General features: G+C 46.8%; 17 protein-coding genes. 13 read left to right on the top strand and 4 right to left on the bottom strand.

Annotation, left to right across the window (positions count from 1 at the left end; genetic code table 11):
* Positions 1-552, bottom strand: coding sequence for an FxsA family protein (locus tag BEL05_RS08865; RefSeq protein WP_028763822.1), 552 nt, complete (start codon positions 550-552; stop codon positions 1-3).
* Positions 553-824: 272 nt separating this feature from the next.
* Here BEL05_RS08865 and cutA point away from each other — a divergent pair, with 272 nt between their 5' ends.
* The 9 genes from cutA (at position 825) to BEL05_RS08820 (ending at position 14,121) form a co-directional block, all read left to right on the top strand.
* Complete coding sequence (gene cutA / locus BEL05_RS08860; protein WP_069670939.1) at positions 825-1,148, top strand: divalent-cation tolerance protein CutA; 324 nt, start codon at positions 825-827, stop codon at positions 1,146-1,148.
* Positions 1,145-2,950, top strand: coding sequence for a protein-disulfide reductase DsbD (locus BEL05_RS08855; RefSeq protein ID WP_069670938.1), 1,806 nt, complete (start codon positions 1,145-1,147; stop codon positions 2,948-2,950). Before cutA ends, BEL05_RS08855 begins: the two co-directional genes overlap by 4 nt.
* A 166-nt stretch (positions 2,951-3,116) precedes the next feature.
* A complete protein-coding gene (locus tag BEL05_RS08850; RefSeq protein ID WP_028763825.1) occupies positions 3,117-4,739 on the top strand; it encodes a cation:proton antiporter domain-containing protein in 1,623 nt (540 codons plus the stop codon).
* A gap of 108 nt (positions 4,740-4,847) precedes the next feature.
* Entirely contained in the window at positions 4,848-5,837 is a 990-nt protein-coding gene (locus BEL05_RS08845) for a TolB family protein (RefSeq protein WP_083250329.1), read from the top strand.
* Entirely contained in the window at positions 5,838-9,005 is a 3,168-nt protein-coding gene (locus BEL05_RS08840) for a glycoside hydrolase family 2 TIM barrel-domain containing protein (protein WP_069670937.1), read from the top strand.
* 79 nt (positions 9,006-9,084) lie between these two features.
* Entirely contained in the window at positions 9,085-10,512 is a 1,428-nt protein-coding gene (locus BEL05_RS08835; RefSeq protein ID WP_069670936.1) for a solute:sodium symporter family transporter, read from the top strand.
* 3 nt (positions 10,513-10,515) lie between these two features.
* Positions 10,516-11,559, top strand: a complete 1,044-nt coding sequence (locus BEL05_RS08830) for a UDP-glucose--hexose-1-phosphate uridylyltransferase (protein ID WP_028763829.1) — start codon at positions 10,516-10,518, stop codon at positions 11,557-11,559.
* 135 nt (positions 11,560-11,694) lie between these two features.
* Positions 11,695-12,861, top strand: a complete 1,167-nt coding sequence (galK, locus tag BEL05_RS08825) for a galactokinase (RefSeq protein WP_069670935.1) — start codon at positions 11,695-11,697, stop codon at positions 12,859-12,861.
* A gap of 222 nt (positions 12,862-13,083) precedes the next feature.
* Positions 13,084-14,121: an aldose epimerase family protein gene (locus BEL05_RS08820; RefSeq protein ID WP_069670934.1), complete on the top strand. Its 1,038-nt coding sequence runs from the start codon at positions 13,084-13,086 to the stop codon at positions 14,119-14,121.
* A 145-nt stretch (positions 14,122-14,266) separates the two neighbouring features.
* Here BEL05_RS08820 and BEL05_RS08815 read toward each other — a convergent pair whose 3' ends face one another.
* Positions 14,267-14,695 (bottom strand): hypothetical protein, encoded by a 429-nt coding sequence (locus BEL05_RS08815; RefSeq protein ID WP_028763832.1) that lies wholly within the window; start codon positions 14,693-14,695, stop codon positions 14,267-14,269.
* Between the two features lie 309 nt (positions 14,696-15,004).
* Complete coding sequence (locus BEL05_RS08810; RefSeq protein ID WP_069670933.1) at positions 15,005-16,021, bottom strand: NAD(P)H-quinone oxidoreductase; 1,017 nt, start codon at positions 16,019-16,021, stop codon at positions 15,005-15,007.
* 628 nt (positions 16,022-16,649) lie between these two features.
* Between BEL05_RS08810 and BEL05_RS08805 the strand changes: the two genes are divergently transcribed.
* Both BEL05_RS08805 and BEL05_RS08800 read left to right on the top strand, forming a co-directional pair.
* Entirely contained in the window at positions 16,650-19,661 is a 3,012-nt protein-coding gene (locus BEL05_RS08805) for a M9 family metallopeptidase (protein WP_069670932.1), read from the top strand.
* A 56-nt stretch (positions 19,662-19,717) separates the two neighbouring features.
* Positions 19,718-20,224, top strand: coding sequence for a DUF2059 domain-containing protein (locus BEL05_RS08800; protein ID WP_069670931.1), 507 nt, complete (start codon positions 19,718-19,720; stop codon positions 20,222-20,224).
* A gap of 137 nt (positions 20,225-20,361) precedes the next feature.
* Here the strand turns inward: BEL05_RS08800 and BEL05_RS08795 are convergent, their stop codons facing one another.
* Entirely contained in the window at positions 20,362-22,875 is a 2,514-nt protein-coding gene (locus tag BEL05_RS08795) for a S8 family serine peptidase (protein ID WP_069670930.1), read from the bottom strand.
* A gap of 507 nt (positions 22,876-23,382) precedes the next feature.
* On the opposite strand from BEL05_RS08795, the gene BEL05_RS08790 reads away from it, so the two are divergent.
* A complete protein-coding gene (locus BEL05_RS08790; RefSeq protein WP_069671033.1) occupies positions 23,383-23,781 on the top strand; it encodes a curlin in 399 nt (132 codons plus the stop codon).
* A gap of 15 nt (positions 23,782-23,796) precedes the next feature.
* Positions 23,797-25,308 (top strand): curlin, encoded by a 1,512-nt coding sequence (locus BEL05_RS08785; protein ID WP_069670929.1) that lies wholly within the window; start codon positions 23,797-23,799, stop codon positions 25,306-25,308.
* Positions 25,309-25,357 lie beyond the last annotated feature (49 nt).

Here is a 25,357-nt window from a genome sequence, read left to right as displayed (position 1 = left end):
CTATGCCTTGGGATCTTGCTTATCATCTAACTGATGTGACTCATCGCGCTTATCGGACGGGTCGGCCTTGTGTTCATAGTCACCGTCGAAGGTATTACCTTGGTCACGATCAAAAGGTGAACGGCCACCAGCATTACCATTTGGCCCAAAGGGACCAGGACCGAAGCCCGCCTGAAAACCGCCTTGGCTGCTAACCTTAAGCTGCATCCTTTTATACAGGTAACCCGCAACCGGAATCCGTGTAAAAGGTGTCAACAACAATAGGCCAATAAAGTCGGTAACAAAACCAGGTATGAGCAACATTAACCCTGCCACCGCTAGCATCATTCCCTCAACAATCTCTTGTCCAGGCGCTTCACCGCGAGCCAATTTTTGCTGCACTTGCATCAAGGTACTGATCCCTTGACTACGGACCAATGACACCCCGACAACGGCGGTAAATATCACTAAACCTACGGTGGTCCAACTGCCTAATGACTCACCAACACGGATCAGTACATTCAACTCAATTACTGGCACCAGTACAAAGACGATTAACAGAATGAAAAACACACTGACCTCACATAATGACGTTATTTCTTAATTTATTGAAAACTAAATGGGGGCTATCGGGTCTACTTTCAAGTCCAGCATCGAAAACCCAGCGACTTTATGCCGCGCTCAATCTTGGATAAGCTCACTATTTTAGCAAGTGCTTAATGCAAATCGCCATCAAAAGACGTAAAGTATGGCCAATAAAGTTAACCCGATAGATCATTAATCTTAGTCTATGCGTATTGACTTAAAATAGTTTAAAAACACTTAATTGAGACCCAAGCATACCAATGTTAGATACCTACCTACTGGTGATGACCAGCTGCCCCGATGACGCGACGGCTCGCACCATTGCCCATGACGTGGTCGACGCAAAACTGGCTGCCTGTGCACAAATATCAGCGCCAATGACATCCGTCTATCGCTGGCAGGGTAAAGTCTGTCAAGAGAGTGAAGTCTCTCTTTCATTTAAGTGTCATAAAAGCCTCTACTCGCAATTAGCAGATAAGATCATCGCCCTGCATCCTTATGATGTACCCGAATTGATTGCCACTGAAATTGTGCAAGGTTCGCCCGCTTATTTAGATTGGATAAAAGAAACCACACAACTATGAAAAAATTCCTGTTCCTTATTCTCTCTTCTGTACTCCTGTTAGCGCCAACGGTGCAAGCAGAGGGTATTTTCAGCAGCAATAAATTTGACTTCCTAAAGAATGAACCTAAGTTAATGCCGGTAGACGAAGCGTTCGTCTTCGACTTTAAGCAAGAGGGCGAGCGAGTCAAAGTCAGCTGGGTAATAGCCGAAGGCTATTACATGTATCGCGACAAACTAAAGTTTGAAGCCGATGGCGCCATATTAGGTGAAATTCAATTGCCACGCGGCAAAGCGCATACCGATGACTATTTTGGAGAGCAAGAGGTCTACTACTCCTACGTTGAAATTCCGGTTGCCATCAAAGAAGCCTCGGCAGAGGGCACACTTAACGTGACGTTTATGGGCTGCGCCGAAGGTAAGCTATGCTTCCCACCAACCAAACGCAGTGCCATTCTCAGTGAAATCGCGCCCAACGACGGCTTGCTCCCAGCAGCGACCAGCAGTGACATAGCAACAACGGCGCAAAGCAGCGCGCCGATCACTCAGCAAGATAGCCTAAGCGCAATGCTATCGGGTGACAGCCTGCTATGGACCTTAGTGATCTTTTTCGGCTTAGGCATTGGTTTAGCACTAACGCCCTGCGTGTTCCCTATGTATCCTATTTTGTCAGGCATTATTGTTGGCCAAGGAGAAAAGCTCTCAACCGCTAAAGCCTTTAGTCTATCTATGGTGTATGTCCAAGGTATGGCTATCACCTACTCACTACTGGGTTTAGTGGTGGCGTCAGCTGGGATGAAATACCAAGCGGCTTTGCAACACCCTGCTGTACTCATCGTATTAGCTATCTTATTCTTCGTTCTCAGCCTATCGATGTTTGGTTTATATGATCTCAAACTGCCCTCCAGCTGGCAGGAGAAAATGAACCGCTTCTCAAACAATCAAAAAGGCGGCAATGTAGCAGGCGTATTTTTAATGGGCGTGATTTCAGGGCTTGTGGCTTCACCATGCACCACGGCGCCATTATCTGGTGCCTTAGTCTACGTGGCACAAACTGGAGATTTAGTACAAGGTTTCCTTGCACTCTACGTACTAAGTATGGGCATGGGCTTGCCACTACTTGTCATTGGTTCCTCGGGCGGTAAGCTACTTCCAAGAGCTGGTGCATGGATGGATGTGATAAAGACCTTCTTCGGCTTCTTGCTCATCGCCGTTTCGATTGTGATGATTGGCCGCATCTGGCCGGGTTTAGTGTCTGATCTTATGTGGGCACTGTGGGGCGTCACACTAGCTGGTTACCTGATGCACCAAAACAAACAGACCGAGTTTAACTGGAAACAAACCGTTCGCTCAGTCAGTTTGCTATTACTGCTGCTGGCAAGTTTCTCTTATGGTTTCCAAGCCATGATGAGTAGCTTAGGCTTTCAATCCCATGGTGCCATGAATACAGAGCAAGGGGTCACGCACAAAAAGATTAAATCGTTAGCAGACCTAGAAAATGAAATCGCCGCGGCCACAGCCCAGGGCAAACCCGTGATGTTAGATCTGTATGCCGACTGGTGTGTAGCCTGTAAAGAGTTTGAAAACATCACCTTTAAAGATAGCGCTGTGCAGCAACGATTGTCTCAGATGGTATTCTTGCAAGCTGACGTCACCAAAAATGATGCGGTTGATGTCGCGTTACTTGAGCACTATGACGTACTCGGCCTACCCACACTGTTGATGTTTGACAGTCAGGGACAATCGCGTGACGAATTACGTGTTACTGGCTTTATGAAACCAGAGGCCTTTGCTAACCATTTAGATCTCTTACTGGCAAAGTAACCTAGCGTTATTCATAACAAGCCTCCGCAAGGGGGCTTTTTTATGGCGATGCCTCACCTACACACTGATAATTTATCTCCATGATCGATACAAATTTCATTTATAGTTAACAGAAATCTTATACAATAAGAGGTATTTAGTTCTCCCTGCCATAAAAAGGATTGTCATGGAACCCGCTATACTCATTATCACCTTAGCCTGTGGCATGCTAGTCAGTCGTGTTGGATTGCCACCCTTAATTGGCTATCTGGTAGCTGGGTTTGTCCTGTTCTTATTTGGTATCGATGAATCAAGCTTACCTCTGCTTGAGCAGCTGGCCAATCTCGGTGTAACGCTGTTGTTATTTGCTATTGGTTTAAAGCTCGATATTCGTAGCTTATTTAAGGCCGAAGTCTTAGCAGGCTCCAGCCTACACTTGATGGCATCGATGCTATTTTTTATTCCTCTGCTTAAAATCTTAGGTTTACTGGGCCTAGAGCAACTCACGGGACTAGGATTACACCAACTGGGTTTATTAGCCTTTGCCTTGAGCTTTTCCAGTACTATCTTTGCCGTAAAAATCCTTGAAGATAAGGGTGACATGCAGTCATTGTATGGTCGTGTGGCCATCGGTATTTTGATTATGCAGGATATCTTCGCCGTCGCCTTCCTGACCATATCAAAAGGAGATATCCCATCGATTTGGGCCTTAGGACTGTTATTACTGCCTTTTGCTAAACCTATTATTTATAAAGCCTTTGACCGAGTCGGCCACGGCGAACTCTTGGTGCTCTTTGGCCTGGTGATGGCGTTAGTATTAGGTGCTGGACTGTTTGAGCTTGTGGGGCTAAAACCTGACCTAGGCGCCCTGATCATCGGTATCTTACTGGCTGGCCACGCCAAATCCTCTGAGCTAGCTAAGTCGCTGTTCTATTTTAAAGAACTATTCCTCGTCGCCTTCTTTTTAACCATTGGCCTTAATGGTTTACCAAGCTTTTCAGACATCGGGCTTGCATCCTTGTTGGTGATTATTGTGCCGATCAAAGTGGTGCTATTTCTCTACCTACTCACCTACTTTAAACTGCGCTCACGCACCTCGCTATTGAGTTCTATTACCTTAGGTAATTACAGCGAGTTTGGCCTAATTGTGGCAGCAGTAGCAACAAGCAAAGGCTGGCTGCCACCACAATGGATGATCATTCTAGCCGTGGCCTTAAGTTTAAGCTTCCTCGTTGCGGCACCGTTTAACACCGCATCGAATCGGTTGTACCAAAAGTTTCAGTCTCGGCTGCAAAAGCTTGAACGTCATCCACTGCATCCTGAAGATAGACCTATTCGCGTTGGTAACCCTCGCTTCTTAATATTAGGCATGGGACGGATCGGTAGCGGTGCTTATGACGAACTCGCCAATAAGTTTGATGGTGAAATTCTCGGTATTGAGCACAAACAAGAATTGGTCGATTTCCATAAAGATGCAGGCCGTAACGTGGTTAAAGGGGATGCCTCTGACACTGACTTTTGGGAGAAGCTCGACAAGGCTCCTAACCTAGAATTGGTGCTATTAGCGATGCCACACCATATCGGTAATCAGTTCGCCGTAGAACAGTTAAAGCGGCTCGACTATAAAGGAAAGCTCAGCGCTATAGTGCAATACAGCGAAGATGCCCTCTCGTTAAAAGATTCGGGGGTCCACAGTGTATTTAACCTCTATGAGGCTGCGGGGGCGGGTTTTGTTGATCATGTAATTCAAGAGCTTGAATCAGGTCAGCAGCATGAGGCTGATATTGCTGTCGAGACACAGAACACGTAATTAACTCGACTTTATGTAGTTATCCAACAAAAACTTAAATTGTATACATTATCCTAACAATCTTGTATTGTACTTGCCATCCTGCGTTTAGATGGGAAGTACAATACAATGCAAACAACACATCTACCCACAAAAGTCACTCGTTTATCGTCCCTTAAGGGGTTGATTAATGCCCTTACAGAGCGAAGCTACCTTGCGTTTTGCGCCATATTGGCCAGCGTTTATCCGCCTGTTTCTGCCTTAGCCAATGGCTATGACATCTGGCTCTATCCGTTAGAAGTTAACTCTAATGCCACCCAGCCTTGGGCATTAGGCCAAAAGGTAGCCATCACTAACCGTACCGGTTATGACAATCAACCCAGTTTCAGTGCCGATAGTCAGTCGTTACTATTTACCTCTGATCGCGGCAGCCAACATAATGATATCTATCGCTATCATATTGGAAACGCCAACCTAGAGCAGCTCACCCACACGCCTACAGAAAGCGAGTACTCACCACAAGCCAGTCGCAATGGAATTCGCTATGTTGTGGAACAAGGTGTTCCCCATCAAAGTGTGTGGCAACAAACCGAGCACCCTGATGGATGGTCACCGCGTGAGCGTGGCATTCAGTCGATGATCCCTTCTGGCTACTATGCCACGCACGAGCAACTAGGCACCCTCATCTGGGCACGTTATGCCTACAGTCTCTACTTTGAGCCACTAGGTGCTAGCGCCGATGAACGCCATTTTGTCGTCGCTGGTGCAGGGCGTAGCATCCACGTGATGCCGCAACAAAACGCGTTTAGCTATCTACATAAACAGCCTGATGGCGATCGGGTAATTAAACGTTTCGAGCCAATTAGCAACACTCACCAAGCACTTATCTCTGTGAAACAGGGCAGCGAAGATTATGGCTGGAGCAGTGACGGTTGGATTTTTAACATTGAGCAACAAACACTAAGGGCGTGGAAGTACCAATCACAGCCCAACAATAATCGATGGCAGATGGTGACAGAGCTTGTGGCCCCTACGCCATACCATCACTCGCCTTCACGTGTCGCTATCAGTCCCGATAGCCGTTATATCGCCATCGTCTGGCAACGCAAGGAGCACTAAATGACGACCTTTCTTCGTGCAGCCACTTGGCTTACCTTAATCACCCTATCTTTACCTTGCGCATTATTGGCTGCAGCAGAGCGCTGGCAAGACCATCAGGTTTTTGAGGTGAATAAATTAGCCCCCCATGCCAGCTTCTTTGGTTATGAAAGCCAAGCGTTAGCAGTCATCGATGAGCCAACAGCCAGTGATAATTACCTAGACCTCAATGGTCGCTGGGATTTTTACTTTGCTGATAACCCCTCCTCCCCACCAAAAGATTTTGCCCTTGCAACCATAGATGCAACCCAATGGCAGTCGATTCAGGTGCCTGGCAACTGGGAAACCCAAGGTTTCGGTAATGCCATCTATCTTGATGAGCGCTACCCATTTGAAACTAAGTGGCCAAATGCCCCCACAGAACATAACCCTACCGGGTTCTATCGAAAGCTCATCGAGTTACCCGCCAGCTGGCAGGACAAGCAGGTTTTCTTTCATATTGGGGCGGCACGCTCCTCACTCACCCTGTATATCAATGGACAAGAGGTTGGTTACAGCCAAGGGGCGAAAACTCCTGCTGAATTTGATATTAGCGCCTACCTCAAGCCAGGAAAGAACCTGCTGGCCATGCAGATCATTCGTTGGAGTGATGCCAGTTATCTAGAAAGCCAAGATATGCTGCGCATGAGTGGTATTGAACGCGATGTATATCTTTATGCCACCCCCAAGCAGCGCATCGAAGATATTGCATTCACCCAACAACTTAACGCATCGCTCGATAGCGCCAGTTTCGACATCAGTTTGAATACCGTCAATCATGAGGCTAACACCACTTACCCAGCACAGCTGCATTATCAATTGACCGCGCCAAATGGCACCCTAGTCGCCAAAGATCAGCAAGCGGTGTCGTTGTCGGATAGGCAACAGCTACAATTTGTTGGACGCCTTGATGCGCCAAAGCTTTGGAGCGCCGAGACGCCGCATCTGTATCAACTGTTGGTCACGCTTACAGATCAATCAGGCAACCCCTTGCAAGTGACGAGTCAGCAGATAGGGTTTCGCCATGTAGAAATAGAAGCGGGTCAGCTCAAAGTCAATGGTCGCGCTATTACCATTCGCGGTGTCGATCGCCACGAAACTGACCCAGATACCGGCCACGTGGTGAGTCGGAAGCGAATGCTACAAGATATTCGTTTGATGAAACAAAACAATATCAACGCCGTGCGCTCGAGCCACTACCCGAATGATCCCTATTGGCTCAAACTCACTGATCGATATGGCTTATATGTGGTCGACGAAGCCAATATTGAGTCGCATCCATTGGCCATTGATGAAAAAACCCAACTGGGTAATACCATGAGCTGGTTGCCAGCACATCAGGCACGTATTAGCCGCATGGTTGAGCGCGATAAGAACCATGCTTCAGTGATTATCTGGTCACTGGGTAACGAAGCTGGAGAGGGGAAACTTTTTGCAACACTTTACGACTGGATAAAGCAGCGTGACCCAAGTCGCCCAGTGCAGTATGAACCTGCGGGTCAACACGCCTATACCGATATCGTTGCGCCCATGTACCCATCCATTGAGCGTATCGAAACCTACGCCAAGACCCATAGCGACCGCCCGCTGATCATGATTGAATATGCTCATGCCATGGGCAACTCAGTAGGAAATCTTCAAGATTACTGGGATGTCATTGAACGCTACCCACAGCTTCAAGGCGGCTTTATCTGGGATTGGGTCGATCAATCGCTGGCATTTACTAACGCCAACGGCGAGCGTTATTGGGCCTATGGTAAGGATTATGATCCTGACATGCCAACTGACGGTAATTTTTTAAATAATGGCTTAGTCGATCCCGACCGTAATCCTCACCCACACTTGAGTGAAGTGAAAAAAGTCTATCAACCGCTGCGCTTCAAAGAGGTGGTGATCAATAGTGATTGGATTAACTTTACCCTTGAAAACCGCTATGACTTTATCGATACCCAAGGTCTAGTGTTAAAATGGACTGTCGAGCAAGATGGTCGTCAATTTAGCAGTGGTATCATGCAGATGCCAACGATAAAAGCAGGTCTATCTAAACCGCTAAAACTGCCATTAAATCGCACTAAATTTAACCGTCACTATGAATACCAATTGCGACTAGAGGTATTAGTCGATAAACCTCAACCTTTACTGCCTAGCTTTCATCGCATCGCATTTGGCCAGTACCCGTTACAGCAAGCCAGCAATCAACCCCATGCCTTAGCAGAGGCGATAATCCAGCAAGACAAATTCTGGCAGTTAGGCAATGAGCAAACCCAGTATCTCATCTCTAAAAGCAGTGGCTGGCTTACCGATATCACCCAAGATGGCCAGTCGCAACTCAGCGCGCCTTTGATGGTTAATTTTTGGCGAGCACCAACGGACAACGATTTAGGCAACCAAATGCCCCAATGGGCTGGCGCATGGCAAGATGCCGCAAAAGAGCTAAAGCTACAGTCAATTAAACGCCTAGATCGTTACACCATTGAAGTGCTGCAACAACATCCTTCACTGGAATTTACCCTCAGTACTCGCTACCAAGTCAGTACAGACGGACAGTTGCTGGTACAAAGTCAATTTAGCCCGGGGAGCATTGAACTTGCCGACCTGCCCCGCTTTGGTTTTCAAACACAACTCCCCTTTAGCCAGCGTTATATGCATTACTTCGGCCGTGGACCAGAGGAAACTTATGCCGATAGAAAATCAGGTAACCCTGTGAGTTGGTTTGTATTACCCATCGAAAAAGCCTTTCATCGCTACTCTCGCCCCCAAGAAACAGGTCAACGTACCGATGTCCGCTATGTCGCCATCACCGACGCAAACGGCAAAGGCTTGCTGGCCAAAGCAGCCAATACAAAAACGCTACAAACCAGCCTGTGGCCGTTCGCTCAAGCCGATATTGACTTTAGACAAGGCGACGCTTCCGGCTCAGCCTCAGGTCTTGTGCCCGTTACAGCCAATCATGGCGCTGAAATACCGACTCGAGAATTTGTCACGTGGAATATCGACCATAAGCAGATGGGTGTTGGCGGCGATACATCATGGGGTCGGCAGGTTCATCAACCTTACCGCATTAAAGCCGAACCTATGCAGTTCAACTTCAGTATTGAGCCCTTAGCACCGAGCAGTGATATTCAACAGCAAGCAAGAACAAAAGCTTAGGAACTGGCAAGTCACCGCGCCTAAAGTCAGTTATTGATAAAGCGCTAGGTGAAGAGACGAATAACAACAAAGGATAGACATGGAACAGCTAATTCAGATTGCGATATTTTTTGGGCTAACGGCACTCGTCGGCATAGTCACCTATATTAAGTGCCGCAAGGTTACACGAGATAACAGTGACAGCCGTGACTACTTTCTCGCAGGTGGTGGGCTGAGCTGGATTGTGGTGGCAGGCTCATTGATGATGACTAACATCAGTGCCGAACAGATAGTGGGAATGAACGGCGCGCAAACCTTGCTGATTGCATGGTGGGAAATTGCCGCAGCAATCGGACTCATCATCCTAGCGAAGTGGCTGATCCCTATCTATTACCAATATAACTGCACTACAACCACTGAGCTGCTGGAGCGAAAATACAATGACAAAGGGATCCGTGCGATGGTCTCTGTACTGTTTATGCTCGGCTATGCCTTCATTCTTCTACCCGTTGTACTTTATACCGGCTCACTATTTATGAAGTCGATGTTTAACCTCAGTATTTCAGTGACCATGCTGTCTTTAATCTTCGCGATTGTTGGCGCAATATATGCGATTTTTGGCGGTTTACGCGCCATTGCGATCTCTGACAGCCTTAACGGTATTGGCTTGATCTTAATGGGGGTTGTAGTCTCCTACCTCGCAATGCATGCTATCGACTTTGATCTCTCTGGCATCCCACTCGAACGCTTAACCTTAGTGGGCGACAATGATTCAGATATCCCTTGGCATACCCTACTTACAGGCATGATCTTTATCCAAATTTTTTATTGGGGGACTAACATGGTGATCACCCAGCGAGCGCTGGCGGCAAAATCAGTCAAAGAGGCCCAAAAAGGCTTATACGCGGCCGTAGTGATGAAGCTGATCATTCCACTCATTGTGGTACTTCCAGGCATTGTAGCCTTTAAACTGTATGGCGATGTGGGCGATGTCGCTTACGGTAAATTAGTCGGCGATATTCTTCCTAGCTGGATGTCAGGAGCGTTTGCGGCGGTCCTCGCTGGCGCGGTGCTGAGCTCGTTCAACTCTTGCCTCAATTCAGCCGCAGCACTTTATACTTGCGATATCCATCAAAACTACATCAATGCCAATGCCGATGTACGAAAAATCGGTACGCGAGTGGCGCTCATTTTCACATTAATTTCAGTCGCTTTGGTACCCGTTTTTGCACAATCAGAGAGTATTATTGCCTTATTGCAACAGCTGAATGGGCTTTACTCTATGCCGGTGCTGGCAGCCTTTATTTGTGCCTTGGTCTTCAAAAATGTCAATGCAAAAGCGATAAAATGCGGGCTAGTGTTTGGCGTGCTCCTTTATGCCATATTCACTTTTGTTTGGAGCCCACTGCACTTTATTCATTTAATGGCACTAACCTTGGCCGCTACCATCATAGTCACATTGGGATTAAGCCAGTTTGTCTTTGGTCAGCAATCCAGTCACCATCAACCGATCCCGGCGGCAGAGTAATTGATGAGCGAATTTGATCCCACAGAGCACCCGCAACGACGCTTTAATCCACTCAATGGTCAATGGGTATTGGTGTCGCCTCATCGGGCGAAACGCCCATGGCAGGGGCAGCTTGAAACCCCAAAGTTGCCCGCAAACGTTAGCCATGATCCTGAATGCTATCTTTGTCCTGGCAATCTGCGTATCAACGGCGAACGTAATCCGGACTACACACAGCCCTTTGTGTTTACCAACGACTTTGCGGCATTGGCCGACAACACCCCAGAGTACAAGAATGATGATCCACTCTTTGGTATGCATTCGGTATCTGGCACTAGCCGAGTGATCTGTTTCTCTGCCGATCACAGTAAAACCTTGCCTATGCTCAGTGAAGCGGAATTAACCCAAGTGATAAAGGTGCAAGCTGAACAAGTTCAGCAGCTAAGCAAGCAGTACCCTTGGGTTCAAGTCTTTGAAAACAAAGGTCAAGCCATGGGCTGCTCAAACCCTCATCCCCATGGTCAAATCTGGGCCGTCAGTGAACTCCCCAACGAAGCCCAAGCAGAGAGCCTCAACCAACTGGATTACCTCAACAAGTATCGGCGCTCCTTGCTACTTGATTATGTGGAGCGTGAACTTAACGCGGGTCAGCGGTTGGTTATAAGTAACGATGACTGGGCGGTGGTTGTCCCTTGGTGGGCGACCTGGCCATTTGAAACCCTTATTTTACCAAGGTTTGGTGTCGGCCATCTGCACCAACTCACTGCATCACAACAGCTCAGTTTAGCCGTGATAATCAAATCTCTGATGACCCGTTACGACAACCTGTTTCAGACCAGCTTCCCTTATTCAATGGGATGGCACGGCACCCCCTTTGATGGTCAAGACCACCCTGAATGGCAACTGCATGCACATATCTATCCGCCGTTACTGCGCAGTGCCAGTGTGCGTAAGTTTATGGTGGGCTACGAGATGTTAGCTGAATCGCAGCGCGACTTAACACCAGAACAGGCTGCTGAGCGTCTACGACAGCAGAGTGAGCAGCATTTCCAACACCCTAATAGTTAAAAACTCAGTTACATAGCGCACAGAGTCGTGCTATAAAATTGACAAGGAACGAATCACGGCGTCAAACGCCGTAGAAAATACTGTGGTCACTCGTGAACACAGAGTGTGATAACTTTTTCTGAGAAGCTAGAAAGCATGTCGAATCCCGCACAGCGCGCCAACAAACTATTTGTGCAGACCTTTGGTACTACTGCCGATGATCTTTATCTCGCGCCAGGACGTGTCAACCTGATTGGTGAACACACAGATTATAATGATGGCTTTGTATTACCTGCTGCAATTAATTTTCACACCATTATCGCGGTAAAACGCCGTGATGATGATACCTATAGAGCGGTATCGGATGCGTTCCCTGGTAAAATACACAGCTGGCAATTTGGTCAAGAGGGCCAGATGAGCCCAGATGATGGCTGGATAAACTACCTTAAGGGATTTACTGCCGCCATGGCGGCTTCAGGACTGCCAGCCAAAGGGTTAGACCTTGCCGTTGTCGGTAACGTCCCGCTTGGTGCAGGCCTCTCTTCATCGGCAGCGTTAGAACTTGCTTTTGGCACTGCTGTAAATGATTGCAGTCAGTTACGCCTGTCACCATTAGCGGTGGCACAAATGGCGCAACGCGGCGAAAATCAATATGTGGGCTGCGCCTGCGGCATTATGGATCAGATGATCAGTGCCCTAGGTGAACAAGATCATGCGTTGCTCATCGACTGCGAAGATCTCGACAGTGAACCTGTGCCTATTCCTGAAAGCTTAAGCCTTATCATCGTCAACTCCAATGTGCAACGTGGACTTGTCGACTCAGAGTACAATCTACGTCGTGAGCAGTGCGAAGCGGTCGCTAACCATTTTGGCGTCGAGAGTCTGCGCCATGTTGAGCTCCATGCACTTGAAGCTGCCAAGTCGCAGCTCCCAGAGGTTAACTATCGCCGCGCACGACACGTGCTAACCGAAAACCGTCGCACTCAAAATGCCGCCCATGCCTTACAAGCAGGTAATATCAGCAAACTCAGTGAACTGATGGCACAATCTCACGCCTCGATGCGAGATGACTTTGAGATCACCGTCCCTGAAATTGATTCCTTGGTTGAGATTATCGCTACAGTTGTGGGGCAACAAGGTGGAGTAAGAATGACGGGGGGTGGTTTTGGTGGCTGTGTGGTGGCACTCGTCGACCATGAGCTCACCGACGCAGTGGTTGAAGCGATTGAAAGCCAATATCATGCCAAAACCGGTATTGAGCCCACCGTCTACTTGTGTTCTGCAAGCGATGGCGCCACGCGCTTAGATGAAGAGTTGTACTAAAGGCTGCTAAGTAAAATGATTTTTGTTAGCGCTTTTGGCCTCTGGCTGAGTCATGGTCAACAATAGCCCAGCTTCCTTTAACTTACTGACTCGACATATAAACGGGGCTGTAAACACTGCGCTAATGCAACAATCCATAGAATACGTATTCACCATCTCTTATCAGACAAAATAGATAAACTGGGCCTAAATAGCTCAGTTTGTTATCAACAAGGACAGTGTATGGTTCGCTTTCGCCCGTTAGATGCTTGGATAGACCCTAGAGGAGGCTCAATTGAGCGTATTAATATCGATAACGGCATCATTGCCATAGAGGTATTGAGCCTTGGCGGTATTATCCGCTCACTGTGGACACCCGATAGAGAAGGCGAGCGAAGCAATATCGTATTAGGTTGCGATAGCGTTAGTGATTACTTAACCCAGCAAGCCCATCTTGGTGCTATTGCGGGCAGATATGCCAATCGCATTGCTGGCGCTAAACTCTCCCACCAAGGCTCTGACATTATTCTTGATAATAATCATCAAGATAATTGCCTTCACGGTGGCAAAGAGGGTTTTAATCGCAAGCAATGGCATATTGGCCAACTCAGCGATGGGGTGCGCCTCTCATTATTGAGTGCCGATGGAGATATGGGGTTTCCCGGTAACTGCACTGTGCAGCTCGACTACCGACTGGTTGCTAATAACCTGTACGTTGAAATCTTAGCTGTCAGTGATAGGGCCTGCCCAATAAGCCTTACTCAGCACAGTTATTTTAATTTGCAAGGCAGCAGCGGCATCACTAACCATAATCATCTACTCAGCAGCCCTAGCCGTCACTACTTGCAGTGTAATGAGCAAGGTATTCCAACAGAGATAGCCAAAGTCGATGGTACCATCTTAGACTTACGCCAAGGGCAAACCATGGCAGAGATTCAACAAGGATTGGCCCATACTGCCACCAAGGGTATAGATCATTGCTATTTAACGGGTAATACCGATAGCAAAGAGCTCACTTACTTTGGCGCGCTGAGTGACGCCACATCTGGCAGGAAGATGAGTCTCTACACTAACCAACCGAGTGTGCAAATTTACGGAGCCAATTTTTTGCACGGTACCATAGGTAAGCATGGTGACAAATTAGCATCTTATCAGGGGGTTTGCCTTGAACCTCAGCAACTTCCCGATGGCCCTAATCAGCCCCATTTACCGGGGAAAAGTTGGTTCGAAGCAGGTGAGGTATATCATCACATCAGTCGCTATCAGTTTGATACCTTCTAGGGACTTGGGCTGGGGGAAATATTGAAACACATAATACCGAGCAGTCTAGCAAGAGGGTGGCAATATTGCGGCCTACTCAACAAGGGGTTTAGGTAGGGGGTCTAGCGCACTAGACCCTCATACCTAAACAGCTGATCACAAGGCTTTATGAGCGGTCATCGTCATCAGACCAATCATCAAAACCATCATCGAGACTATCGACTTCTAGCTCTGCAGTCTCATCGTCATCAGCATCAACCTCCGGCTCGGGCTTCGCTTTTTTAGGTGCAGGAGTAGGCTTAGCATGAATGGCTTCTACCCAACCTGCATGTTGCTGCATAAAGCTGTCTCGCGTCACCAACCAGTTAGCTTCAAACTCAGCCTTGGCAGTCTTAATCTCTTCATCATTGAGGTCGTGTAAATTGACCTTAACGATATCTTCAGCATACTCAATCACCGCATCTCTGAGCGTATTATAAAAATAGACTCGTCCAGCAGAGGCTTCAGGAAAATCCTTGTCATGGATAAGGATTGTATTACCTCGAACAGTGCGAAGTTCACCATACCAAACAGGTTCTTTAGACGTGTTATACATATATGCTAATACCCTTAAATCAACACATACCAACTGAAAATTAGTAAGCCAACAAATGTCCGCTTAGTCGTTGTCATTGCGGGAAAATACTTACCCCCAATAACCCTCACATTCTTAATAATTAGCGACAGAAATCAATAGCCAAATGGATCTAATTTATTCGACTGCTAGCAATTTGTGCACTGTCCCCTTACTAGTAACGAATTTAGCCGAACAAATCAGTTATTCAAGTTTTTTTTGCGTTGACCAACTTCATTTTTCCAAACGTTTCTGCTGGCTAATGAAATCGCCATGTACAGTAAACTCGCACTAGCCCATTGAAGGTAGCTTTAAGACTAACTTGCCTCGATGCTCTCCAGACTCCAACAACTTATGTGCCTCGACCACATCATCAAAATTAAACTCCGCAAAAATGTGGGGCGTTAATGAAGTTGCGTTGCCAGTAAATAATGGCCACACCTTGTCTAATAATGCCTGAGCAATACCTGCTTTAGCTTGCACCGATTGCGGCCGTAGCGTCGCCCCCGTCCAAGTAATACGTTTGCTCATTAAGCGAAATACATCAACATTAGCGGTCACACCACGTTGCAAGGCAATGGTCACCATTCTCCCCTCTTCAGCTAATGCCTTAAGGTTGAGATTAATCAGATCGCCAGCCGCCATGTCGAGTACTACATCGACACCGCCGTCCGATGCCGACAAGATCTGTGAGAGTAAATCATCATCATGATAATTAAAGGCAAAGTCAGCACCTAAAGATCGGCAATATTCACACTTATCAGCACTACCAGAGGTGGTAATGACCGTCAGCCCAAACTGCTTTGCTAATGCAATAGCGGCTGAGCCAATACCGCCTGAGCCACCATGGATAAGCAACGTTTCACCAGCCTTTATCGCTCCCCGTATAAACAGGTGACCCCACACGGTAAAGAATGTCTCTGGTAACGCGGCTGCTTGTGCCAGTGTCAATCCCACAGGGATAGGCAAACAGTGGCTCGCATAGGTAGCAACCAGTTGACTATAGCCGCCTCCAGGCACTAACGCGCACACCCTATCGCCAACTTGCCACTGTGTCACTTGCTTTCCAATGGCCACAACTCTTCCCGATACCTCTAACCCCAACACATCGCTGGCTCCTCTTGGTGGTGGATAAAGCCCTTTACGCTGAGCAATATCGGGACCATTTACCCCTGCATAAGCCACCTCAATCAACACTTGTTCGTCGAGTAACGATGGCACAACACCGTCAGTGAGATAAAGCGACTCCGGCCCACCTGGTGAATCAAATCTTGCCTGCAAATTTTGTGTTTGATTTGCACTACTCATCGCGTTCCCCTCAATGTGACTGACCAAGTATTAACTATTTGCGCAAGTTAACCCGTTATTTTGCTCACTACAACCGCTATTTCAGCTCAAAATACCTTGCGCAGTGGCGCAGTCTAACTTTGCTTTTTCTCCTTAAATCCTAATGAGTATCAGATTCTAACGATGAGACTTCTCAGGCTAAGCGTTATCACTAAAAATCCAACGATCTAGCTAATAAAAATTCAACAGCTCCTCATCAACATTCTTTAGTTACTCAGCACAAAGCAAAAATCATAAATTATTTTTGCGATAGAAATTGTTATTTCATCGGCTCGGCAGAGGCTTTAAAACTCTTTATAAAGCAACCGACTATTCATTACTATTGCGCAAAAAACACCATAAATCAGCGCAAACCAATGGCGCAAAAAAACAACTCGGATATTGTATATTATATATTTATAGATATATTGTTAATTAGTTGTAACAGCTCTAGGGTTTAAAATGTGGTCTCTTCGACGCACTTTGACATCACGTCAATCGATGTTTTCGGCGAATAGTTAAACCTGATCTGTATAGAGATAACAAGACCTGCTCAGCAGGCTAGCCACTTTGTTGCAGACAACAAAGTCATTTAAATTATGGAGATCTCATGAAACTAAAACTATTGGTCGTTGCATTAGGATTGGCTACCGCTACTGGTATTCAAGCCCAAACAGAGGTTTTACCCGCCTTGCAAACGTTTACCCCTCAGGTAGACACCAACTCACCTTGGCTAACATCAACAACGCCTATGGGCGCTCCAGGAATGGTTGGTCCAAATGGTCCTGCCGCCGATGAAGACTGCAGCAGCTTTATTGGCCTTAGCGGTGGTTCACTCGTAACAGCGGTCGCTAGCGCCAATCCGCAATGTGTGAGTCCGCTCTATAACCTAAAAGGCGCGGACGCAACCGCACTCTTTAGCGAAGCAAATATGCGCTCAATCGCAACAGCAATTCGCGATCGAGGCACCCGCTACAGCGGTACCGATACCGATGGAATTGAATCACTTATCTATTTCCAACGTGCAGCCCTATACGTGCAATTTTACAGCCCAGAAGATGTACCAGCTTATTCAAGTGCTGTCACCAGTGACATCAAAGCTGCGTTAACAAACCTGTTCAACAACAATAATATTTGGACTGCCAGCGAGGCTAACGCAGGCGTGCTTAAAGAAGCATTGATCTTGGTTGATTCAGCCTATCTAGGCGCCGACTTTAATCACATCACTAAAAAAGTACTCACTGAATATAACGCTGATTGGCAAGCCAGTAGGGGCATGAATGCAGCTGCAAATGCCATCTTCACCACGCTGTTCCGCGCACAGTGGGATGATAAGATGAAGGCGTTATTTGCAACCGATCAAACCATTCTTGATGCCTTAAATAATTTTCAACTCAATCACCGGGATTTATTGGGTACCGATGCTGAGTACGTCCTCATCAACGCAGTCAATGAGATGTCTCGCCTATACTATGTGCCTGAAATGAAAAGCCGAGTAACAACCTTGGTTAAGTCAGTTCTCGACAACAGCAGTAAAAATGATACGTCAAAAGTCCTCTGGATGGCCGCAGCATCAATGGCCGACTACTACGACCGCGCTAACTGTAACTATTACGATATCTGCGGCTTTAAGACTCAGCTGGAGGCCGACACCCTAAGCTTTAATTGGCAATGTTCTGATACCCTAAAAATGCGTGCACAAAGCATGTACCAAGATCAGGCTAAATGGGCGTGTGATGTACTAGGGGGGCAGGAAACCTATTTTCACTCAAAGCTAGCCACCAACAATAGCCCAGTCGCCAATGACAACAACAGCGCCTTAGAGCTTATTGTTTTTAACAGCTCAAGTGACTACCAATCTTACGCGGGGACCTTCTTTGGTATTGCCACCAATAACGGCGGTATGTATTTAGAGGGCTCGCCCGCTGGTATTAAGAACCAAGCACGTTTCATCGCCTATGAAGCCCAGTGGCGACAACCCGATTTCCATATCTGGAACCTGCAGCATGAATATGTGCATTATCTTGACGGACGCTACAACTTAGCGGGTGACTTTAGTCGAGGTATCTCCGCAGATACCATTTGGTGGATTGAAGGTTTAGCCGAATATATCTCCTATCGCGATGCCAATACTCGTGCTATCGAAATGGGTGAAACCACCGAATTTGCGTTATCAGAGATCTTCAAAAATAACTACGAATCAGGCCAAGACCGTATCTACCGTTGGGGCTACCTTGCGGTTAGGTTCATGTTTGAGAATCATAAGTCCGATGTCGACCAGATATTGGCTTATCTACGCAACGACCAATACGAAGCCTATCAAACCTTTATGGATAACATAGGTACTCGCTATGATAATGAGTGGCGCGGTTGGCTCACTAGCGGCTTAAGCACGGCAGACAATGGCATCGTCGATCATGGGCCATCAGACAGCGAAGCACTGGCCAGTGGCAGTGAAGGAAACTGGGCGGGACCTAGCTCAACCATCAGCACCGACTACAGTCCTTGCAGCGTAAGCAACGAAGCCTACCGCTACACTCCTGATGCAAGCCTTGCTCTTGATACCCCAATGGAGTGTATTGATTCACAAAATGGCCGAGCTAGTTTTGCCATTGCCAATGTCGATCGCAGCAATCAAGATGTGTGGATTAAAGTTGGCGGCGGTTGGGGTGATGCGGATATCTATTACAGCAGCACTGGGTGGGCAAATGGTGAGAACAATGAAGGTTATGGTATAGGCAATGGTAACCATGAGGTGATCAAGGTCAGTCTCAATCCTGACGAGTATTGGCACTATATTACCCTGTCTGGTGACTTTGGCGGTGTCGATCTGCTCGTCAGTACCACAGAGGTCTCGGCCGATCCCGATCCCGCCCAAGGTGGCGATAATGGCGGCGGAGATAACGGAGGGGGCACAGATCCTATAGCAGATTGTGGCGTATCGACGCTCAGCTATGGCCAAGTCTATTTCGGTCAAGATGAGTGCATCGCTGGCGGTCGCAGTAGCTTCTATTTCTATGTCGAAGAAGATAATACTGCTATCACTGTCACAACAGCTGGCGGTAGTGGCGATGCCAACTTGTATTATCACGCCGATACTTGGCCTGATAACAGTAATGCACAAGCACGCTCGAGCTCTGGAGGAAATAATGAATCGGTTCAAATAGTCGCCAATCGTGGCTGGCGCTACGTCTCGGTAGATTCAGACACCGAGTACAGTGGCGTCACATTATCGGTGACGTTATCGAATGACCATACCAGCCCAGTGGAACCGCCTGTTACGTCGATTGAAAATGCGTGTCTGACCCTGGGTTCACAGGGCGGTGGACGCCTAATCTCAAACCAAGCTATCTGTACTTCCCATGGGGTGAACTACTTCTCAATGTGGATTGACGAAGGTACAAGCCAGTTAGTGGTTAATACCGACCACGGAAGCGGTGATGTCAGCCTTTATGGTGGCCGCAGTTGGCCAAGTGCTACCAGCTATGAGCAAGCGTCAACCAATAGCAAGAGTAATGCTGAGTCGTTTACCGTGAATAATCCAAGTTCTGGCTGGTATTACATCACCATGATTGGCGATGCCACCAGCTCAGGTGTCGCCTTAGAAGCTCGATTGAAATAACCCAACTTGGCCCTAAGCATCCGCTTAGGGCCTTTATCGCTTTTATAGGAGTTGTCATGAAGTCAATTTACTCCCTCACCCTATTACTACTCTTCCTACCGACTGCCAATGCAGACAATCGCAGTCATCAGCTTGCCGCAGAGCAGGTACTACAGGCCACCTATGCTGAACAAGTAGTACCGCAAGCTTTACAACAACTTAAAGCCAGTTACAGCCATATGGTTAAAGACTTACCTTTACATCCATCTCAGGCTCCACTGGAAACGCGGTATCGTCAGCGAGCCTTTTTATTGGCTCAGCAGCAACTCTCTTGGCAGCAACTTAAACCACAATTTATCCAGCTTTACACCGATACCTATACCGAGTCAGAACTGAAAGATATCGCACAGTTTTACCGCACTGAAACAGGGAAAAAATACTTAAAAAATATGCCCTCAACCTTAAGGCAAACCAGCGTTATTGTGCATAAATATATGCAGACCATTCAGCAAGAATTTACCACTATCGTCAATGAACTCGCGGAGCAAGCAGACCTTAAAACACCGCCATCACACGCTCACTAAAAGTTATAAAAAAGAGCGACCCCAGGGCCGCCCAAATGACAAGAGTTATCTCAAGCAGGATTAAGGATGTGATAGCTCAGTGAAAGTCTCTCACTGAGCTACTCAACCACTTATACTGATTGGCTTAAGCCCATTGTTTAGAATGTGGCTACAATCACATCGGAACACAAGCTACTTTCAGTTTCACAAACCTGATAGGTTACTGAGGCTGGCGCATTGGCAAAGCGATCGCGATAGTTACCGTCATTATTTGTCGTTGCAATAGCGGTGCCATCGCGATAAATAACCACAGAGCTTCCTGTCGCACCGCTCCAGTTCAAGTCTACTAAAGCACTGCCACGACGGGAAAGTTTAGCGCGAGTCACACCAGCAGAGATACTGTGTTCAAACACTTCAACCTGCATATCGGTGACATCACTGTTACCTTCAGCATCGGTCACAGTCATTGAAACCGTATAAGCACCAGCTGTAGCGTAAGCATAAGTTGGGCTCATCTCTGACGACGTTGAGCCATCACCGAAGTCCCAGCTATAGCTAACAATGTCTTCGTTCATATCACTACTCAAATTAGTGAACGCAACAGATAAGCCATCAACTACATAGCTAAAGTCAGCTACTGGTGCAGCAGGTGCGGCATCACCAACACCCGAAATAACCATACCCCAGTTATTTAACGTCCCAGTATCGGCCCCCACGTTATCACTAACAGATAACGTCCAAGTACCTGTTGCCATCTCACCATTGAACGCCGACAGATCCCAGCTCTTAACGATATCGTCAGCACTACCACCTTCGCGATTATGCAAGGCGACTTGCGTTCCAGCTGGAGAAGTCAGTGTGACCACTAAATCACCGATCCAAGTGTGAGAGATATCGACATCTGCGTTTACACCGAAGACTTGTACATCATCAGCTACAACGATTGTGCTAGTAATGCCTGTCGCATCATTATCAGGAATCGCAACCGATGATTCGTTGCCATAGGTGAAGTCTTGAATACCTTGAGGTAAAACAGTCAACGAGACAGATTTACTCTTTAATGTTGCACCATCATCACCGGTAACGGTAATGATATAATCTCCCCACAAAGCAGCGCCATCAGTCGCAACGTCTACTGTAAAGCTATCACCCGCCATCGCGCTGTTGGCCGATAAACTCACACCAGCAAGCGCTGGACTAACATCGACACTGAGTGCAACGGTTGCATCCCAACCAGCCACACTGCCGACACTAAAGTCATAACTTGTGGTGCTTCCAGCTTCAATCGTTTGCGCCATAGGTGTCACACTAAAACGATAACCGGGTTCTGGATCGGCCATATCTAATGCATTTGCAACATTGAGTCGTGTGCCTGCAACGGTTTTACCCGTCAAATCAGCATTAGAATCACCAGAATCCATCAATAGCTGCTTCATCTCAACTGGCGACAGATCAGGATTGATAGACCAAACCAGTGCGGCAGCACCAGTCATGTGAGGCGTTGCCATAGATGTACCTGAATAGGTCGCATAGTTGTTGCCAGGAGTGGTTGACAATATTGCAGAACCCGGCGCGCCCATATCAACACTCGTCAGCCCCCACTGTGAAAACCCAGACATATTGTCATTGCGATCTGTACTTGCGATGGACATGACAACGTCGGAGTCATAGCTAGAGGGATAATGTGGATTTGCATCATTGTCTACGGCATCATTACCCGCCGCCGCAAAGAACAAAATGCCCGCCTCACCAGCAGATTCGATTGAATCTTTAAGTGCTTGACTGAACCCGCCACCGCCCCAAGAGTTGTTGGTCGCTTTAATGTCTACGTTATGGTTTACCTTCAAATCAGTCATGTAATCGATACATGCGATAGCACCTTCGGTAGAACCCGAACCACCAGCATCGAGGAACTGACAACCAACGATCGTCACGTCCCAGTTAACACCAACAACACCTACACCATTGTTGCCTTTAGCACCGATAGTTCCTGACACGTGAGTACCATGGCCGTTGCCATCCATTGGGTCGCCACTATTATTCACCGCACTGAACCCGTGAATATCATCCACAACACCGTTGCCATCATCATCAATGCCATTTGCCGGGATCTCATTAGGGTTTGTCCAAATATTCCCTTGTAGATCTGGATGGTTATAATCAACACCTGTATCAATTACACCAATTACAACAGAACTATCACCAGTGGTCACATCCCATGCTTCTACCGCATCAATATCCGCATCAGCGGTTCCGCCATCTTGCCCTGTATTATTCATGCCCCACAATGAAACGAAATCTGGATCATCAGGTGTACCTGCAGCCTTAATCACATAGTTGGGCTCTGCATATTTAACCGCAGGGTGACGGCTAATCACTTTAATCGCTTGCTCAATATCTGAGCCTGCGCGCAGCGACAATCTTGCTAATTTGCCGTGAAGAAGGTTAGAGAAGCGATCGTCAACACCATCTGCATTCATATCGCGTATTGAGCCTCGCACTAATCGCTGCGCTGACGCTCGCTCACTTTTAGTCGCGTTATCTTTATAAACGACAATAAGAGAGTCTTTAACAAACTCATGCTGTGTTGGTCCTTTTGCCTGAACCGGCGTCGATGAGACCGCAATAATACCGGCAATAGCTGAGGCAAGAGGTGTCAGTTTCTTAAACATAAATAGGTTTCCTGTTAGTCCTTTAAATTTCCCTAAACCGGTACTCCATACACCAGCAACACCATAAGATCACCACTCTTTCTAGCTTCTAGCGATAAAATGGCAAAGTGAACACCCGGCAATTGTTAACCAAAGAATTGTTGCCACAGAGCCTGCAGTTTGGAAAGTCCGCAACATACCTTTAACACTTAATTACTAGTATCATCGGGCTAGCTCACTGAATAGAATCCAAGATTAATTACAAATAAAGCCAATAGATTCAATGAAAAGTACTGATATCCCCGCCATCCCAACAATCTTTTCAAATCCCAAATAAATAGACTTTTTTCTGATTGCTACAAAAAGAGACCGCTGTAACTTAAGTGACCTAACTGATGAATATCGAACTGTGTCATTGGTTCATCAGGCCGCAGTAACTTACAGGGCTAAGCGTAATACGTATCCCTCCAGTTAAGTTACTCAGCAACGAAGGAGCGTTAGGTGTCAGTTTTTAAAACAATTGGAGTCATGATTGCGTTAGCCATCTTTTCTGCCCCCAACGGGGCGGCAGACTTATTTGATGGAGCGAATGAACTACCCATAACACTACAAACACTTCTGGAAAGTTCTGGCCGAGAAAATGTCGTCAACTTGGTTCAACTTGGTGTTCTAAATCATGCGGACCTGAGTCAGTCAGGTACTGGAAATGGAACAAACTTGGTTCAAATAGGTAACGATAATTACGCTGAGGTTATTCAGTATGGTCAAGATAATGAAGTAGAACTTTTACAAGCTGGAGCTAATAACTTTGCCGATGTCACTCAAATTGGCAACGATAACTTAGTACAGATTAACCAACTTGGAAGTGCCAGTTTTTCAATTGAACAGATTGCAGACGGTGCCGCAATCACCATAACTCAGTATTAAACAAGGAGCGTCTAAATGAGATCGCAAACGACCAAAACACTTATCGCACTAGCAATAACGGCAAGCTTAGGAGCTAGTGGTAACGCATTGGCCGATGTCGCTAACAGCACAACCATTACTCAAACCATCGAGACGGCCAACAATGTTATTGGCCAGGAAGCTAGAGTGTCTCAAACTGGCTCTATCAATGTAGCTGAAGTGAACCAAATCGGTGATGACCAAACAGCAACAGTGATGCAAGAGGGCGTATGGCATGAAGCTTACGTTGATTCAAACGGTCAAGCTAACAACGTTGAAATTGATCAGGCTGATGACTGGCACGTGAGTAACACCAATATCAACGGTGATGGCAACGAAGTCACCGTCGCACAATATGACTTTTTTAACCAAAGCACGATTGATATTACAGGCAATGCCAACAGCGCCGATGTAATGCAAGATGGTGCGCAAAATGAAGCTGTGGTTGAACTTCTTGGTGCTGAAAATAGTGCAATGATCACCCAAGAAGGCAATGATAACTTTGGTGTTTTCCGCGTTGAAGGCAACAACAATGATGGTGACATTACCCAAATGGGAGATAACAACGTCGCTGGTTTAGTCTCACTTGATATCACGCCAAACGTTGGCAACAACAACGATGTTGAAGTTTACCAAGAAGGTAATGGCAACTTAGGGGCTGTTAAAGGGGTGGCTGGTGACAATAATAACTTTGTTGTTACGCAAGTGGGTGATACGAATACTGGCTTTGTTTATGCGCTAGCTGGCTCTGAAAATGAAATCGAGCTCGCTCAAGCCGGTGACAACAACACTGCCTACCTTGCATTCACGGCAGGAGATGACAACGATGTTGAAATTACCCAACAGGGCAATAACAACACGATTGGAGATACGCTAACAGCTGAAATACAAGGCAATGATAATACCCTTGATATTGAGCAGGAAGGTGATTTAAATGGTGCTGAATTTCAAGTTCTTGGCAACGAAAACGATATAGATTTAGACCAGGAAGGTAACTCTAATTTCGCAACATTTGGCGTTTACGGTGATGATAATGACATCGACTTAAGCTCTGATGGCGATATGAATTCGACTATCGCGTTTAGCACTGGTAATGACAACGACATCGAGATTGCTCAAGAGGGTGATGAAAATTTTGGGTATGTTGAGATTATTGGTGATGACAACGAAGTAGATGTCGAACAGGATGGAAATGAAAATGAATCACTCGTCACTGTTGTTGGCTTTGATAATACCGATGTAGAGACTACACAGGTAGGCGATTTAAACCTTATTGACCTGATCATCCTTGGTGATGAAAACAGTGCAATGATAACCCAAACAGGTAATGGTAACTGGGTAGGTGGCGAAACCGAATCTGCATTTATGGTTGAAGGTGTTGATAACAGCCTGACCATTGCTCAAACCGGTAATGACAACTTAGTTATGGGTTCTCAAACAGGTTCAGGCAACACTATCTCTGTAACGCAAACTGGTGACTTCAATACGGCCACAGTAATGCAAAACTAATCGATACAATACGATATGAGAAAAGGGAGCATTGGCTCCCTTTTTTAAT

It is taken from the genome of Shewanella colwelliana, from assembly GCF_001735525.1.
In the GTDB taxonomy this organism is placed as follows: Bacteria; Pseudomonadota; Gammaproteobacteria; order Enterobacterales; family Shewanellaceae; genus Shewanella; species Shewanella colwelliana.
This window is presented reverse-complemented; position numbering and strand designations above follow the sequence as displayed.

Excerpts from the sequence above, each read along its gene's own strand:
- BEL05_RS08785 (WP_069670929.1), top strand. The coding sequence starts at position 23,797 with ATGAGATCGCAAACGACCAAAACACTTATCGCACTAGCAATAACGGCA.
- BEL05_RS08820 (WP_069670934.1), top strand. The coding sequence starts at position 13,084 with ATGGTTCGCTTTCGCCCGTTAGATGCTTGGATAGACCCTAGAGGAGGC.
- cutA (WP_069670939.1), top strand. The coding sequence starts at position 825 with ATGTTAGATACCTACCTACTGGTGATGACCAGCTGCCCCGATGACGCG.
- BEL05_RS08795 (WP_069670930.1), bottom strand. The coding sequence starts at position 22,875 with ATGTTTAAGAAACTGACACCTCTTGCCTCAGCTATTGCCGGTATTATT.
- BEL05_RS08815 (WP_028763832.1), bottom strand. The coding sequence starts at position 14,695 with ATGTATAACACGTCTAAAGAACCTGTTTGGTATGGTGAACTTCGCACT.
- BEL05_RS08835 (WP_069670936.1), top strand. The coding sequence starts at position 9,085 with ATGGAACAGCTAATTCAGATTGCGATATTTTTTGGGCTAACGGCACTC.
- BEL05_RS08810 (WP_069670933.1), bottom strand. The coding sequence starts at position 16,021 with ATGAGTAGTGCAAATCAAACACAAAATTTGCAGGCAAGATTTGATTCA.
- BEL05_RS08855 (WP_069670938.1), top strand. The coding sequence starts at position 1,145 with ATGAAAAAATTCCTGTTCCTTATTCTCTCTTCTGTACTCCTGTTAGCG.
- BEL05_RS08845 (WP_083250329.1), top strand. The coding sequence starts at position 4,848 with ATGCAAACAACACATCTACCCACAAAAGTCACTCGTTTATCGTCCCTT.
- BEL05_RS08840 (WP_069670937.1), top strand. The coding sequence starts at position 5,838 with ATGACGACCTTTCTTCGTGCAGCCACTTGGCTTACCTTAATCACCCTA.
- galK (WP_069670935.1), top strand. The coding sequence starts at position 11,695 with ATGTCGAATCCCGCACAGCGCGCCAACAAACTATTTGTGCAGACCTTT.
- BEL05_RS08800 (WP_069670931.1), top strand. The coding sequence starts at position 19,718 with ATGAAGTCAATTTACTCCCTCACCCTATTACTACTCTTCCTACCGACT.
- BEL05_RS08805 (WP_069670932.1), top strand. The coding sequence starts at position 16,650 with ATGAAACTAAAACTATTGGTCGTTGCATTAGGATTGGCTACCGCTACT.
- BEL05_RS08850 (WP_028763825.1), top strand. The coding sequence starts at position 3,117 with ATGGAACCCGCTATACTCATTATCACCTTAGCCTGTGGCATGCTAGTC.
- BEL05_RS08830 (WP_028763829.1), top strand. The coding sequence starts at position 10,516 with ATGAGCGAATTTGATCCCACAGAGCACCCGCAACGACGCTTTAATCCA.
- BEL05_RS08790 (WP_069671033.1), top strand. The coding sequence starts at position 23,383 with ATGATTGCGTTAGCCATCTTTTCTGCCCCCAACGGGGCGGCAGACTTA.